The following is a 15469-nucleotide window of genomic DNA, read 5'->3' as shown; positions in this document are numbered from 1 at the left end:
CCGAGCCGGGTCAGTCGCCCTTGGGATCGTCCGTGTCGCGCGAGTTGGTGTCCAGGGACTTGAGGAACTCGGGGTTGTCGTCGGGGGCGACCCAGCGAGCGGGCGCGTCCCGGCGCCGTTCCGACGGGCCGGAGCCGTCCGCGGCCGCCTGCCGCCCCCGGCCGGTGATCAGCCAGGCGACCGGGCCGACCAGCACCTCGCCGAAGAGCAGGATGATGACCACCCACGCCAGCTTCGGCAGATGCCGCACCTCTTCCTCCGGGGTGTTCAGACAGTCCACGAAGGCGTAGATCCACAGGGCCAGGACCAGCAGAAACGGAAGATACCTGAGCATGGCGTGCGATCCCCCGACAAGTGAGACGAGTGAGATGATCCCGGCGACCGAGCCAGACTAGCGGGTGGACAACTCCCCGGGGGCGCGGGGAACTGCGCGACCAGCCGCGACGGACCCGCGGTCGGCAACGGCCAGCCCTGCCACGGCGCGAATCCGTACGTCGGCGATACTTGACGGCATGGCTTACGACGATCTTCGCTCCCTGCTGCGGGCGCTGGAGCGCGAGGGCGACCTCAAGCGCATCAAGGCCGAGGTCGACCCTTATCTGGAAGTCGGGGAGATCGTCGACCGGGTGCAGAAGTCCGGTGGCCCGGCGCTGCTCTTCGAGAACGTGAAGGGCTCGGCGATGCCCCTCGCGATGAACGTCTTCGGTACCGACCGCCGCCTGCTGAAGGCGCTGGGCCTGAAGTCGTACGGCGAGATCTCCGAGAAGATCGGCGGCCTGCTGCGGCCCGAGCTGCCGCACGGCTTCGTCGGCGTCCGCGAGGCCTTCGGGAAGCTCGGCGCGATGACCCACGTGCCGCCGAGGAAAGTCAAAGAGGCTCCGGTGCAGGAGGTCGTCCTGCGGGGCGACGAGGTCGACCTGGACCGGCTCCCGGCGCTGTTCACCTGGCCCCAGGACGGCGGCTCCTTCTTCAACCTGGGGCTGACGCACACCAAAGACCCCGAGACCGGCATCCGCAACCTCGGCCTGTACCGCCTCCAGCGCCACGACAGGCGCACCATCGGCATGCACTGGCAGATCCACAAGGACAGCCGCAACCACTACCAGGTCGCGGCGAGGAGGAGTGAGCGGCTGCCCGTCGCCATCGCCTTCGGCTGCCCGCCGGCCGTGACGTACGCCTCCACCGCCCCGCTCCCCGGCGACATCGACGAATACCTGTTCGCCGGGTTCATCGCGGGCAAGCGGATCGAGATGGTCGACTGCAAGACGGTCCCGCTGCAGGTCCCGGCGAACGCCGAGGTCGTCCTGGAGGGCTGGCTGGAGCCGGGCGAGATGCTGCCCGAGGGCCCCTTCGGCGACCACACCGGCTTCTACACCCCGCAGGAGCCGTTCCCGGCGCTGAAGATCGACTGCGTGACGATGCGCAAGCGCCCGCTGCTGCAGTCGATCGTCGTAGGCAGGCCCCCCACGGAGGACGGCCCGCTGGGGAGGGCGACGGAGCGGTTTTTCCTGCCGTTGCTGAAGATCATCGTCCCGGACATCGTGGACTACCACCTGCCCGAGGCCGGCGGCTTCCACAACTGCGCGATCGTCTCGATCGACAAGAAGTACCCGAAGCACGCGCAGAAGGTGATGCACGCGATCTGGGGGGCGCACATGATGTCCCTGACCAAGCTGATCGTGGTCGTGGACGCCGACTGCGACGTGCACGATCTGCACGAGGTCGCCTGGCGGGCCCTCGGCAACACCGACTACGCCCGCGACCTCACGGTCGTGGAAGGCCCCGTCGACCACCTGGACCACGCCTCCTACCAGCAGTTCTGGGGTGGCAAGGCGGGCATCGACGCCACGAAGAAGTGGCCGGAGGAGGGCTACACCCGGGACGGGGGGTGGCCGGACATGGTCCTGTCGGACCCGGATACGGCGGCGAAGGTCGACCGCCGCTGGAAGGAGTACGGCCTGTGAGCAGCGCCTCCGCCGCGATCCCCCAGCCGGGACGCACCAGAGCCTTCCTGCGCCTGGTGATGATCGAGCACTCGGTCTTCGCCCTGCCCTTCGCGTACATCGCCTCGCTGACGGCGATGTACGAGTGGGACAAGAACATCCACTGGGCCCGGCTGCTGCTGGTCACCATCTGCATGGTCGGCCTGCGTACGTTCGCGATGGCGGTCAACCGGATCATCGACCGCGAGATCGACGCCCGGAACCCCCGTACGGCGCACCGGGAACTGGTGACCGGCGCGATGTCGGTGCGGCACGCCTGGACGGGCGCCCTGATCGCGCTGGTGATCTTCCTGGGAGCGGCTGCCCTCCTCAACCCGCTGTGCCTGGCGCTGGCCCCGGTGGCCGTGATCCCCATGGTGATCTACCCCTACGGCAAACGCTTCACGAACTTCCCGCAGGCGATCCTGGGTCTCGCCCAGGCGATGGGCCCGATCGGCGGCTGGCTCGCGATCTCCGGGACCTGGTCCTGGGACGCGGTGATCCTCGGCCTCGCCGTCGGCATCTGGATCGGCGGCTTCGACCTGATCTACGCCTGCCAGGACGTGGAGACCGACCGCGAGATCGGCGTCATGTCGGTCCCGGCCCGCTTCGGCGTCCCGGCCGCGATCTGGGGCGCGCGGGTCTGCCACACGATCACGACGGCGCTGTTCGTCTGGTACGGCATGGCCACTCACGCCGGCGCCTTCTTCTGGCTGGGCCTGCTGATCGTCGCGGGCGCGTTCCTCTACGAGCACAGGATCGTCCGCCCGCATGATCTTTCACGGCTGAACAGGGCGTTCTTCAGCGTCAACGGCTTCATCGGTATTGCCCTGTTCGTGTGTGCGTTGCTGGATCTCCTCGTTCGGGGTCTGACCGTCTGAATAGCGTGCGGCCTACCATCGAGTGCAGGACCCCAGGGAGGCCACCGTGACCATCTCGGGCATCGACCGCCTGCACTCGCAGCTCAGCAAGCTGGAGGACATGTTCCCCGGCTATGTCACCGAGATTGTCGAGGGCAACATCGTGATGAACCCAGTCAGGCCGTTTCACGGGAGGACGATCCAGAGCTTCTGGGGGATCGTCGAGCCGCAGCTGCCGGCGGGCTGGGTCGTGGTGACCGACGTCGCGTTCCCCTTCGACGACGCACACGAGTTCTGCCCGGACATCGCGGTCATCCCGGGCGAGGCGGAGGCCGAGAACCGCAGCGCCTACGCGCCGGACCTCATAGAGTTCGTCGCGGAAGTCGTCTCCCCGGAAAGCATCCGGCGGGACTACGAGCTGAAACCCCGCTGGTATGCCTCCCGTGGCATCGCGAACTACCTGGTTCTCGACCCCCTCAAGGGGCATGTCGTCACCATGTGGAACCCGGGTCCTGACGGCTATCTCGGTCGTGACACCATTCGCTACGGCCCTGAGCTGATCGTGCACTCCCCGCTCGGCAAGCTCACCGTCCCCACCTCCCTCCTCCCCGTCGATCCCAAGGCCCCCCACCCGGCCTGAACGGGCCCCGACCCACCGGTACGCTCAAGGTGTGAACGCAGGAGAAACGCAGCGCGTGCCTTGGATCGTGGGGGTGTCCGGTGCTTCCGGAACGCCGTATGCGGCGGCCGTGCTGCGGGCGCTGCTGGACGCGGGAGAGACGGTCGACCTGGTGGTCAGCCGGGCCTCGCGGCTGACGCTGCTGGACGAGACGGGTATCTCGTTCCGCGACGCCCACTGGCAGGACGACCTGCGGGAATGGCTGGCCCGGGGAGCCGACGGCAAGCCCGGGACCTTCGACGTCGACCTCGGCGGGGTGCGGTACTGGAGCGCGGGCGACCTCGCGGCCGGGCCGTCCTCGGGGTCGTACCCGGCGAAGGGGATGCTCATCGTGCCCGCCTCCACCGCCTGCGTGGCCGGTGTCGCGCTCGGGCTGTCCAAGGATCTGCTGCAGCGCACGGCGAGTGTCACCCTCAAGGAGCGCCGGACGCTCGTCGTGGCGGTACGGGAGACCCCCTTGAACGGCCAGACGCTGCGCCACCTCGTCGCGCTGGACGACGCCGGTGCCACCGTCGTACCGGCCTCGCCCGCCTTCTACGCGGGCGCCACCCATATCCAGGACCTGGTGGACTTCGTCGCCGGGCGGGTGCTGGACGCGGCGGGCGTCGAGCACGGCCTGTACCGGCGGTGGCGGGGCGAGCTGGGCAGCGGAGCAGCCGGCTAGCAGGGCACAGCGCAGTACCTCTCATCACTCCGGAACTCTTCAGCGGAAGGCTTCGATCGCATGGACGCGGTGGACAGGCAGCTCATCCAGGCCCTGAGGGAGAACGGCCGGGCCTCGTACGCGGAGCTGGGGCGTCTCGTCGGCCTGTCGGGCCCCAGCGTCACCGACCGCATCAACCGGCTGGAGGCGGCCGGTGTCATCACCGGTTATCGCGCGACGGTGAACGCGGCCTCGCTCGGCCTCGGCGTCACGGCGCTGATCGGCATCTCGCTCTCCGACGCCGCCGACCACGAGGACGTCGCCCAGCGGCTGCGGGACCTGCCGGAGATCGAGGACTGCTGGTTCATCGCCGGCGACGACTCCTACATGCTCAAGGCGCGGGCGGCGGACGTGGACGGGCTTGAGCGGATCATCCGGCGGCTGTCCGGCACCAAGGGCGTCTCCCGGACCCGTACCACCATCGTGCTGTCCACGAAGTGGGAGAACCGGGTCGGAGAGCTGCCCGAAGAGGTCTAGGGATACCGTTGGTCGGGCTGTCGTAGAAAGGTGTTGGCATGGACGTCGGGCTCAAGCGCGAGCTGGAGGAGAAGGTCCGCTCCGGGGAGCGGCTGACCCGCGAGGACGGCATCGCGCTGTACGAGTCGGACGACCTGGCGTGGCTCGGCGGCCTCGCGCACGAGGTGCGGACCCGTAAGAACGGTGACGTCGTGCACTTCAACGTCAACCGGCACCTGAACATGACCAACGTGTGCACGGCGTCCTGCGCCTACTGCTCCTTCCAGCGCAAGCCGGGCGAGAAGGACGCGTACACGATGCGCATCGAGGAGGCCGTCAAGCTCGCCAAGGCGATGGAGTCGGAGAACCTCACCGAGCTGCACATCGTCAACGGCCTGCACCCGAACCTGCCGTGGCGGTACTACCCGCGCTCCCTGCGCGAACTGAAGGCCGCCCTGCCGAACGTCTCCCTGAAAGCCTTCACGGCGACGGAGATCCACCACTTCGAGACGATCTCCGGGCTGAGCGCGAGCGAGATCCTCGACGAGCTGATCGACGCCGGTCTGGAGTCGCTGACCGGCGGCGGCGCCGAGATCTTCGACTGGGAGGTCCGGCAGCACATCGTGGACCACCGGACCCACTGGGAGGACTGGTCCCGCATCCACCGCCTGGCGCACGAGAAGGGGCTCAAGACCCCCTGCACGATGCTCTACGGCCACATCGAGGAGCCCCGCCACCGGGTGGACCACGTCCTGCGCCTGCGTGAACTCCAGGACGAGACGAACGGCTTCCAGGTCTTCATCCCGCTGCGCTACCAGCACGACTTCGTGGACATGAAGGACGGCAAGGTACGCAACACCCTCCAGGCCCGCACCCAGATGGCGACCGGCGCGGAGGCCCTGAAGACCTTCGCGGTCTCCCGGCTCCTGTTCGACAACGTGCCGCACGTGAAGGTCTTCTGGGTGATGCACGGCGTGCAGACCGCTCAGCTGGCCCTTCAGCACGGCGCGGACGACATGGACGGCTCGGTCGTCGAGTACAAGATCACGCACGACGCGGACAACTACGGCACTCCGAACAAGCTGACTCGCGAGGACCTGCTGGACCTGATCCGCGACGCGGGTTTCCGCCCGGTGGAGCGCAACACCCGCTACGAGATCATCCGCGAGTACGACGGCCCCGACCCGGCGCGCAGGGACTCCCCGCAGCCGATGCGGGTGTGATCCCTCACTGATCCCTCACGGGAGGGGGAGGGGCGTGCGGCGTAATAGATACGATGACCATATGCCCCTTACCTTCACGCTCGACCCCGCCATCACCCCGGCCCTGCGGGACGGCATCCTCGACCTGTGGACGGACGTCTCCAACGCGGGCGGCGCCGTGGGCTTCGTACCCCCCGTGACCCGGGAGGACGTCCGGCCGGAGCTGGTGACCCACTTCGTGGCGATGGCCGAGGGCCGGCACCGGCTGCTCGTCGGGTGCGACGAGACGGGCGCGCCGGCCGCGACCGCGTTCTTCGCCTACAACACGCACCGGCTGCAGAAGCACTGGGTGTGGCTGTACACGGTGATGGTCCACCCCCGGCACCAGGGCAAGGGATACGGCCGTGACCTGCTGGCGGCCGCCGAGGACGCCGCCCGCACCTTCGACGGCATCGACGCGATCCGGCTGACCTGCCGGGGCGGCACCGGCCTGGAGCGGTTCTACGGCTCCTGCGGCTACAAGGAGGTCGGCCGGATCCCCGCCGCCATCCGGGTCGCGCCCGGCGACGACCGCGATGACGTGTTCATGCTGCGGCCGCTCGACTGACCCCCTTGCAAGATCTTCTCCTCGTCATGCTTCACTGGACGATGACCCTATTTGGAATCGGACGAGTGGATTGAGATGCTCCGCTACACGCTGATGCGCCTCGGCGTCTTCGCCGGCTGCCTCGTGGTCGTCTGGGGAGCCGTCTACTCCGGCATTTTCCCGCGCGGTTTCGGCGACTCCAACTTCCTGTGGGTGCTGCTGCTCTCGCTGGTGCTGTCCGCGCCGATCAGCTGGGTGGTGTTGCGCAAGGAGCGTGACCGGGCCTCGGTGCAGATCGTGGACAGGGTCGACCGGATGAAGGCCAACCTGGAGGCCAACCGAAGCCAGGAGGATGTCGCCGACGACACCGCCCGGGCGCAGGGCGAGGCCGCCGCGTCCAACTAGTCTTGCCCTCATGGGTGGGGCGAGGTCCAAACGGATGCCGCGCGCGGTGCGGGAGCAGCAGATGCTCGACGCCGCCGTGCAGATCTTCGGCCAACGCGGCTACATGGCCGCCTCGATGGACGAGATAGCCGAACTCGCGGGTGTCTCCAAGCCGTTGGTCTACCTCTACCTGAACTCCAAGGAAGGCCTCTTCACCGCCTGCATCCGGCGTGAGGCCACCGCGCTGACGGAGGCCGTCCGCGCCGGAGTGCGCACGGACCTGCCCGTCGACCGCCAGCTGTGGGACGGCCTCCAGGCCTTCTTCGCACACACCGCCGAGCACCCCGACGCCTGGTCCGTCCTGCACCTCCAGGCCCGCACCCACGGAGAGCCCTTCGCGGCCGAGGTCGCCGCGATGCGCACGGAGATCGTCAGCTTCGTGACCCGCCTGGTCGCCATCGCCGCCCGCGAGGCCCACCGGGACCCCGATCTGGCGGAGCGCGAGGTCGCGGGCTTCGCCGAAGCCCTGGTCGGCGCGGCGGAGTCCCTCGCCACGTGGGCCAATGCGACGGAGGGCGTCACCGCCAGGCAGGCCGCGTCCACGTTGATGAACGTCACCTGGTCGGGCTTGGGAAGCTTGATGAGGGGCCACCATTGGGTTCCGCCGGCGGGGGAGGATTAGCGCCGTAGGGGTGCGTCGCCGTCGCTGGGTGCGGGTGGTCGGTGGCTGGCCCCTTGGGCAGGTGATCTGCAGCTTGCCTGAAGGGGCGCGGGGAACTGCGCGAGCAACCCACCACGCACCCGCACCCGGCAATGGCGATGTCCCCCGACGGCGCCTAGCCCACCGCCTCCCCGGTCAGATGCAGCCGTCCCCCGGCATCCCGCAGCTCGAACCGGCCTTGGCCATCCGCGCCGTACCTCACCAGCCCCGGCAGCAGTACCGGCGCCCGGAACTCCGCCCGAACCCCGGCGGAGCCACCGTGGGCGGCCACACAGCGGGCCACCGTCCACATGCCGTGTGCGATGGCCCGGGGGAAGCCGAAGAGGCGGGCGGTGAGCGGGTGCAGATGGATGGGGTTGCGGTCACCGGAGGCGGCGCCGTACCGCCGCCCGACGTCCCCGCCGAGCCGCCACTCGGCGACGACGGGCAGCGGAGCCGGCGGTTCCTCCCGGGACCGGGGCGCGGCGGGTGTGCCGGTGCGGTGCCGCGCGAGGTAGGTGCTCCGCGACTCCCATACGACCTCCCCGTCGGCCCGCATCCCGGTGACCACCGTGGCTTCGGTGCCACGCCGGTGCGGGGTCAAGCCCTCGATGTGCACGGAGAGTTCGTAGATGCCGGTGGCCGACAGGCCGGTGTGCCGGACGATGTCGACGGAGGTGTGCACCAGGCCGAGCAGCGGCAGCGGGAAGTCCCGGCCGCTCATCAGCCGCATGGCCAGCGGGAAGCCGAGGACGTGCGGATAGGTGACGGGGAGGGTGCTGTCCCCGGTGGGGAAGCCGCAGACGCGCTCGTAGGCGACCAGCCGGTCCAGGTCGACCCGCAGACCAGGTAGCACCAGCCGGTCACGCGGAAAGGCGGCCTCGGGGGAGGGCCGTTTGAACGGCGAGCGCAGCGCGCCACGGGCCAGTAGCAAGCTCAGACCGCGGTCCGCCATCTTCTGCCCCCCATTGCCTGCTTCGTCGCCTGCTTCATTGCTTACTCTGGAGTAAAGTTACCGCCGGTAAGCCTACCCGACACTGGAAGTTGAACCCTCCTCACATAACCCCCGAGGCTGCACATCCCTGGCCCCGGACCACCCCCGAACCCGCACAATCCCCTCACGGCGGACCCGTACGATCGCCTCTCTACCTGCGGTAACCCCTTTCCGCCCAGGCCACCGCAGGTGCACGCACGTCAGAGGAGCCGCCCGTGTCCACCCCCTTCCCGCACGCCCCCGTCTCCTCCGGCACCCCGGTCTCCGCCATCGACTACGACGGCCGCCCGGTCCTCGTGGAGCCCTGGGTCCAGCGGCTGGACGGTGCCGTACGGGAGGTGTCCGTACCGCCGTTCGTGCCCCCGGTCACCCACGGCTCCCTCGCGGAGCTGCCGTTCGACAACGCCGAAGCGGCCCCCGCCCAGGTCGTGCTCAGCCGCAAGCTCCCCGACGGCCGCTGGGCGGACGTGACGGCCGCTCAGTTCGCCGAGCAAGTCCTCGCCGTGGCCAAGGGGTTGATCGCCGAGGGGCTGGTGCCGGGCGACCGTGTGGCCGTCATGGCCCGTACGACCTACGAGTGGACGCTGCTGGACTTCGCCGCCTGGGCCGCCGGCCTGGTCACCGTGCCGGTCTACCCGACCTCCTCGGCCTTCCAGACCCGCTGGATCCTGCACGACTCCGGCGCGGTCGCCCTGATCACCGAGACCGTCGCACAAGCCTCCGCCATCGGCCCCGAACTGCAGCATCTGCCCGATCTGCGCCATCTGTGGGTGATGGACAAGGAGCATGTGACCCGGCTGGGGGAGGCGGGCGCACAGGTGCCGGACAGCGAAGTGGCCGTACGGCGCGGGATGTTGAGCCCCGCCACGCTCGCCACGCTCATCTACACCTCCGGCACCACCGGCCGCCCCAAGGGCTGCGCCCTCTCCCACGGCAACTTCTTCGCCGAGGTCGACAACGCCGTCGAGCTGCTCTATCCGGTCTTCAAGGATCACGACGAGGAACCGTCGGTCCTCCTCTTCCTCCCCATGTCCCACGTCTTCGGCCGGATGGTGGCCATCGCCTGCGTCCGCGCCCGCGTCCGCCTCGGCCACGCGCCGAGCCTGGCCGCCGACGACCTCCTTCCGGACCTCGCCGCCTTCAAACCGACCGCGCTGCTGACCATCCCCTACATGCTGGAGAAGGTCTACAACTCGGCCCGCGCGAACGCCGAGTCCGGCGGCCGGGTCACGGCCTTCGACCGGGCCGCGGCGGTCGCGGTCCGCTACGGCGAGGCGCTGGAGGCCCGCCAGACCGGCACCGGCAGCGGCCCGAGCCGCTCCCTCAAGACGGCCCGAAGCTTCTACGACCCCCTCGTCTACCGCAAGATCCGAGCCGCCATGGGCGGTCGCGTCCGGTACGCCATCTGCGGCGGCTCCCCGCTCGGCCGCCGCCTCGCCGCGTTCTACGCCGGCGCCGGCATCGAGATCTTCGAGGGCTACGGCCTGACGGAGACCACCGGCGCCACGACGGTCACCCCACCTCTCAAACCCCGCCTGGGCACGGTCGGTTGGCCACTGCCCGGCACCCGTGTCCGCATCGCGGCCGACGGCGAGATCCTGGTCTCCGGCGACCATGTGCTGCGCGGCTACTGGGACCCGCAGGCGGGCGGAGTCGTCCCCGCGACCCGGGACGGCTGGCTGGCCACCGGCGACATAGGCGAGCTGGACGACGAGGGCTACCTGACCATCACCGGCCGCAAGAAGGAACTGCTGATCACGGCGGGCGGCAAGTCGGTGGCCCCGGCCCCGCTGGAGAACTGGCTGCGCCAGCACCCCTTGATCTCCCAGGTGATGCTGGTGGGCGACGCCCGCCCCTACGTCTCCGCGTTGATCACCCTCGACCCCGACGGCATCACCCACTGGCGCCAGATGATCGGCAAGCACCCGGTGCCGAGGGAACTCCTGGTCGGCGACCCGGACTTGGAGGCCGTCCTGCAACGCGCGATCGACGAGGCCAACAAGCTGGTCTCCCGCCCCGAGTCCATCCGCCGCTTCGCCGTACTACCGGTCGACTTCACCGAGGAGGCCGGCCACCTGACCCCGTCGATGAAGCTCCGCCGCGACCAGATCACGGCCGACTTCAACCGCGAGGTGGAGGAGCTGTACGCCCGCTGAGGACACCGTCGGCTGAGCTTTGCCCCTAGGCTGTCTGGTCGGCCTATGCACAGCGAGAAGTACCCACGGGGGCGGTTCGTGTGTCGGATTTGAAGAAGCAGGCGACGTCGATGCATAGGGCGGCGTCGGGGCTGCGGGGGGTGGGGCATCACACGGCGAAGCCGTTGGCGGAGTTCTCGGCGCAGCAGCACGATCTGAAGGCGTTGGGGGCGTTGCTGGGTGCGAAGGGTGAGATCGAGAAGGGCATGGCCACTCTGTCCGGGCTGGCGAAGCAGCTGGAGCAGGAGTGGGAGTCGGAGGCGAAGTTCATCGGTGAGGTCTCCGATGCTTTCGATCTGCTGGATGTGCTGCTGGCGGCGGCTCAGGGCAAGAAGGGCTGAGGCGTCGGGTCATGGTGGATCTCAATCCGCTGCATTACATCAACAAGTTCAACCACATGTTCGGCGACAGTGTCGCCAGTGGTCTTGAGTTTCTGGGTATTTCGGATCCGGCGGTGGATCCGGACGGGGTGCGGGAGATAGCGAAGAAGTGGCGGCATCTGGCCCAGGGCCTGGATGATGCTTCCACTGCTGCCGACCAGGCCCTGTCGGGGGTGGAGTGGGAGGGGAAGGCGGCCAAGGCCTTCCACAAGCGGTCCAAGAACGCCCGTAAGGCCGCGGGTGACATGGCGCATTCGCTGCGTGAGGGTGCGAAGGCGCTGGACGGCTTTGCGGACAAGGCGCATGAGCTGTTGTCCGAGATCGGTGTGATTCTGGCGGAGATCGCCGAGTACGAGATCGCGGGCCTGGCCCTGTCCGTGCTCACCGGTGGTGCCTCGGAGGTCGCTTCCACGCTGATGGCGGGGGAGCGGGCGATGAAGGTCGTGGCGCTGGTCGGCCGTATCGAGGAGGAGGGCACGACCCTCGGTTCGGTGGTGCGTGGGGTGATGGAGGTCATCCGGGGTGTGGAGCGGGCGCTGAAGGCGCTGAAGGAGATCCGGGCGGTCGCCGAGGTGGGCAAGCTGGCCGGTGAGGGTGCGAAGTTCTCCGCGTTCGAGACCTTGTTGAAGGACCCCGGCGCGTTCAAGGATCCGGGGAAGCTGGCCGGGATCCTGACCGAGGGTGCGCTGATGGGCGTCGGCTTCGGGGTGCTGGGCAAGGTGCTGGGCAAGGGCCTGAAGGAACTGGGCCCGGCGGCTTTGGCGAAGTTGAGCAAGTCGATGGGCCTGGACTGCGCGGCCTTCGAGCGGCTGCGCCTGAACCCGGGCTTCGACAAGCTGCCGGCCTCCATCCGCAACATGGTCAAGAAGTTCGTCCGGGACCCGATCGACGTGGCCACCGGCGACATGGCTCTGACCCGCACGGACGTGACGCTGCCCGGTGTGCTCCCGCTGGTCCTGGAGCGCACGCATATCTCCTCTTACCGCTACGGCGGCTGGTTCGGCCCGTCGTGGGCCTCCACCCTGGACCAGCGGGTCCAAGCGGATGAGGACGGCTTCGTCTACGCCACCGCGGACGGCGCCCGCCTGTGCTTCCCCCGCCCGGACACCGAGACCAACATCCCCGTCCGCCCGGACACCCCCGGCTCCCGACTCACCCTGGCCTGGGACACCGATGTCGACGGCGGCATCCGGGTCCACGACCCCGACACCGGGCTGTCGTACGTCTTCCACTCCCCGGTCGCCGCCGCTGATGAGACGGCCGTGGACGTGCCGTTGCAGCACATCCAGGACCGCAACAACAACCGCATCACCATCGAGTACGCGGAAGGCGACGTACCCGGTGCAGTCGTCCACTCCGGCGGCTACCGCATCGCCCTCGACCACGACCGGGCGCGTTCTCGCATCATCGGCCTGCGCCTGATCGACCCCGCCCATCCTGACCGGCCGGGCACCACCCTGCTCACCTTCACCTACGACGAACACGGCCACCTGGTGGAGGAGTTCAACTCCTCCGGCCTGCCGATGCGGTACACCTACGACAGCGATGGTCGTATGACGTCGTGGACCGACCGGAACGACACCACGTACTGGTACCGCTACGACGACCAAGGCCGCGTCATCGCCACCGGCGGCACCGGAGGCGCTCTCGCCTCCACCCTCACCTACGACACAGCCACCCGCACCACCCGCGTCACCGACTCTTTCGGCCACACCCGCACCTACGAACACAACGACAACCTGCGCCTCATCCGTGAAACCGACCCGCTCGGCAACACCATCTGCCAGGAGTGGGACGACGACCTGCAACTCGTCGCGCTGACCGACTCGTTGGGCCATATCACGCGGTATACCTACGATGATGGTGGCCACATCGTCTTGCTCACCCGCCCGGACGACCGGAGGATCCAAGCCGTCTACAGTGAGCTGGGACTGCCGCAAACAATCACCGGGACGGACGGGGCGGAATGGCGCCGCGAGTACGACGAGCGCGGGAATCTCACCACTGTCACTGACCCGTCAGGAGCCGTGACCAGGTCCGCCTACGACGCAGCTGGTCGCCTCACTGAGGTCATCGACGCACTCGGCCACACAACCCGCATCCAGTGCAATGCCGCTGGCCTTCCCGAGCACATCACCGGCCCCCTGGGGGCAACGAGCCGATACGAACGGAATGCGTTCGGACGCCCCGTCGCCATCACCGATCCGCTCGGCAACGTGACGCGCCTGGAGTGGACCGTTGAGGGCAAGCCGGCCCGACGCACCGCCCCGGACGGAAGCGCCGAGTCGTGGCTTTACGACGGCGAGGGCAACTGCATCAGCCACACGAATGCGATGGGCGCCGTCTCCCGCTTCGAGTACACGTACTTCGACCTCCCGTCGGCCCGCACGGGCCCGGACGGTGTCCGGTACGAATTTGCCCACGACACCGAGTTGCGCCTCACCGAGGTCACCAACCCGCAGGGCCTGACCTGGGTATACGAGTATGACGTGGTCGGCAACCTGGTCTCCGAGACGGACTTCGACGGCCGCACGCTGACGTACCGGCACGATGCCGCGGGCCGTGTCATTTCCCGGGCGAACGCCCTCGGCCAAACGGCGTTCGAGCGCAACGCGCTGGGCCAAGTACTCCGCAAGGATGCGGCCGGCCAGGTCACGATGTACGCGTTCGACACGATGGACCGGCTCGCCCAGGCGACGGGACCGGACGGGACGACGCTGACGGTCTTGCGGGACGGGTGCGGCCGAGTGCGGTCCGAGACGGTCGACGGCCGCACGCTGACGTACACGTATGACGAGTTAGGCCGCCGCACGGGCCGTACGACGCCGACCGGCGCGACGACGACATGGTCGTACGACGCGGCCGGGCGCAGGAAAGGGATGGTGGCTTCCGGCCGGACGATCCGCTTCGCCTACGACGAAGCGGGACACGAACTGGCCCGCCGCGTTGGCGAGACGGTCTCGCTGGAGCACACTTTCGACGCACTCGGGCGCCTGACCACCCAGTCGGTGACTGCCGCAGGCGGGCGGGCGCTCCAGCACCGCACGTACAGCTATCGCGCGGACGGCAACCTGACCGACATCGACGACCAACTGTCCGGCCCCCGCCGGTTCGACCTGGATGCCGTCGGCCGGGTCAGGGCGGTACACGCGGCGAACTGGGCGGAGCAGTACGCCTACGACGAGGCTGGAAACCAGACCCAAGCGTCCTGGCCCACAGACCATGCAGGCGCGGAGGCGACCGGCGTCCGCGAGTACACAGGCACCCGCATCACCCGGGCGGGCAGCGTCCGCTATGAACACGACGCCCTTGGTCGCATCACCCTGCGTCAGAAGAGCCGCCTGTCCCGCAAACCGGACACCTGGCGTTACGAGTGGGACGCCGAGGACCGCCTGGCGTCGGTGAAGACGCCGGACGGCACGCGCTGGCGCTACACCTACGACCCACTGGGCCGCCGTACAGCGAAGCTCCGCCTTGCAGAGGACGGCGAAACGGTCGTGGAGCGGGTCGACTTCACGTGGGATGGCACGACCCTGTGCGAGCAGACCACCACATCCCCCGACCTCCCGAACCCAGTTACCCTGACCTGGGACCACCAAGACCTGCGCCCCATCGCCCAGACAGAACGAATCCTGGCCGCAGACGCTCCGCAGGAGGAAATCGACTCCCGTTTCTTTACCGTAGTCACCGACCTGGTTGGCACGCCAAGCGAACTCGTCGACGAGCAGGGCGAGATCGCATGGCGGAGCCGTAGCACTCTGTGGGGCGCAACGGCCTGGGCGGCCAACAGCACGACCTACACGCCACTGCGATTCCCAGGCCAGTACTACGACCTCGAATCGGGGCTGCACTACAACTACTTCCGTCATTACGATCCCGAAACCGCCCGATACGTTACCCCTGACCCCCTTGGGCTTACGCCCGCACCCAACCCCACTATCTACGTCCACAACCCGCAGGTGTCGTCGGATCATCTGGGACTTGCTCCCGATGGCTGCCGACCTGACGTTTCACAGCGAGAACCATCTGACAAGAACGGGCCCTTTGCCGTAATCGGCAGGCGTCCGGATACTGGAGTAGCCACTGATTGGGAGGGGCATGATGTTCTCGACATGCCCAAAGAATCATGGAAGGTGGAGATCAACGACGCGTGGGTACAGAAGATAGTTACCGAAGAAAGGGATGTTTACCTGGCATCTAACCCGACCCCCGCAAACCGGTTCAATGAGCTGGGAATGCCTACAGTTTTCAATCGCGAACTTGACCAATTTGAAAAGGCTGGGTATATTCAAGTGGGTGACTATTTGATTTCCCCAGGGCGCTAGTTAAAGTCAAATGAGTGAATGAG

At 68.3% G+C, this 15469-nt stretch carries 14 protein-coding genes; 12 read left to right on the top strand and 2 right to left on the bottom strand.

Annotated elements, in window-relative coordinates; translation table 11 throughout:
* Nucleotides 1-10: 10 nt before the first annotated feature.
* Nucleotides 11-334, bottom strand: coding sequence for a PLD nuclease N-terminal domain-containing protein (locus M878_RS66650; RefSeq protein ID WP_023547546.1), 324 nt, complete (start codon nt 332-334; stop codon nt 11-13).
* Nucleotides 335-512: 178 nt separating this feature from the next.
* Here M878_RS66650 and M878_RS66645 point away from each other — a divergent pair, with 178 nt between their 5' ends.
* From M878_RS66645 to M878_RS66605, 9 genes are all read left to right on the top strand, one after another.
* The gene (locus M878_RS66645) at nt 513-1964 is read left to right on the top strand and encodes a menaquinone biosynthesis decarboxylase (protein ID WP_023547545.1); all 1452 of its coding nucleotides are present in this window, start codon (nt 513-515) and stop codon (nt 1962-1964) included.
* Nucleotides 1961-2863, top strand: a complete 903-nt coding sequence (gene mqnP / locus M878_RS66640; protein WP_023547544.1) for a menaquinone biosynthesis prenyltransferase MqnP — start codon at nt 1961-1963, stop codon at nt 2861-2863. The genes M878_RS66645 and mqnP overlap by 4 nt, the downstream gene beginning before the upstream one ends.
* A 46-nt stretch (nt 2864-2909) precedes the next feature.
* Nucleotides 2910-3482, top strand: coding sequence for a Uma2 family endonuclease (locus tag M878_RS66635; RefSeq protein WP_023547543.1), 573 nt, complete (start codon nt 2910-2912; stop codon nt 3480-3482).
* 55 nt (nt 3483-3537) lie between these two features.
* Complete coding sequence (locus M878_RS66630; RefSeq protein WP_031225114.1) at nt 3538-4185, top strand: UbiX family flavin prenyltransferase; 648 nt, start codon at nt 3538-3540, stop codon at nt 4183-4185.
* Nucleotides 4186-4245: 60 nt separating this feature from the next.
* On the top strand, nt 4246-4701 hold the full coding sequence (locus tag M878_RS66625) for an Lrp/AsnC family transcriptional regulator (protein ID WP_023547541.1): 456 nt from the start codon (nt 4246-4248) through the stop codon (nt 4699-4701).
* Between the two features lie 38 nt (nt 4702-4739).
* Nucleotides 4740-5903, top strand: a complete 1164-nt coding sequence (gene mqnE / locus M878_RS66620; protein ID WP_023547540.1) for an aminofutalosine synthase MqnE — start codon at nt 4740-4742, stop codon at nt 5901-5903.
* A 61-nt stretch (nt 5904-5964) separates the two neighbouring features.
* On the top strand, nt 5965-6489 hold the full coding sequence (locus tag M878_RS66615; RefSeq protein ID WP_023547539.1) for a GNAT family N-acetyltransferase: 525 nt from the start codon (nt 5965-5967) through the stop codon (nt 6487-6489).
* A 75-nt stretch (nt 6490-6564) separates the two neighbouring features.
* The gene (locus tag M878_RS66610; RefSeq protein WP_031225113.1) at nt 6565-6873 is read left to right on the top strand and encodes a DUF4229 domain-containing protein; all 309 of its coding nucleotides are present in this window, start codon (nt 6565-6567) and stop codon (nt 6871-6873) included.
* A 10-nt stretch (nt 6874-6883) separates the two neighbouring features.
* Entirely contained in the window at nt 6884-7534 is a 651-nt protein-coding gene (locus M878_RS66605; protein ID WP_031225112.1) for a TetR/AcrR family transcriptional regulator, read from the top strand.
* A gap of 154 nt (nt 7535-7688) precedes the next feature.
* On the opposite strand, the gene M878_RS66600 is transcribed toward M878_RS66605, so the two are convergent.
* Nucleotides 7689-8507, bottom strand: a complete 819-nt coding sequence (locus M878_RS66600; RefSeq protein WP_023547536.1) for a MaoC family dehydratase — start codon at nt 8505-8507, stop codon at nt 7689-7691.
* A gap of 254 nt (nt 8508-8761) precedes the next feature.
* Here M878_RS66600 and M878_RS66595 point away from each other — a divergent pair, with 254 nt between their 5' ends.
* The 3 genes from M878_RS66595 (at nt 8762) to M878_RS66585 (ending at nt 15446) form a co-directional block, all read left to right on the top strand.
* Nucleotides 8762-10702: an AMP-dependent synthetase/ligase gene (locus tag M878_RS66595; protein ID WP_023547535.1), complete on the top strand. Its 1941-nt coding sequence runs from the start codon at nt 8762-8764 to the stop codon at nt 10700-10702.
* A gap of 110 nt (nt 10703-10812) precedes the next feature.
* The gene (locus M878_RS66590; protein ID WP_031225111.1) at nt 10813-11082 is read left to right on the top strand and encodes a hypothetical protein; all 270 of its coding nucleotides are present in this window, start codon (nt 10813-10815) and stop codon (nt 11080-11082) included.
* Nucleotides 11083-11093: 11 nt separating this feature from the next.
* Entirely contained in the window at nt 11094-15446 is a 4353-nt protein-coding gene (locus tag M878_RS66585) for a DUF6531 domain-containing protein (protein ID WP_023547533.1), read from the top strand.
* Nucleotides 15447-15469: the final 23 nt, after the last annotated feature.

Origin of the sequence: Streptomyces roseochromogenus subsp. oscitans DS 12.976, from assembly GCF_000497445.1 — a bacterium.
Taxonomy (GTDB): Bacteria; Actinomycetota; Actinomycetes; order Streptomycetales; family Streptomycetaceae; genus Streptomyces; species Streptomyces oscitans.
This window is presented reverse-complemented; position numbering and strand designations above follow the sequence as displayed.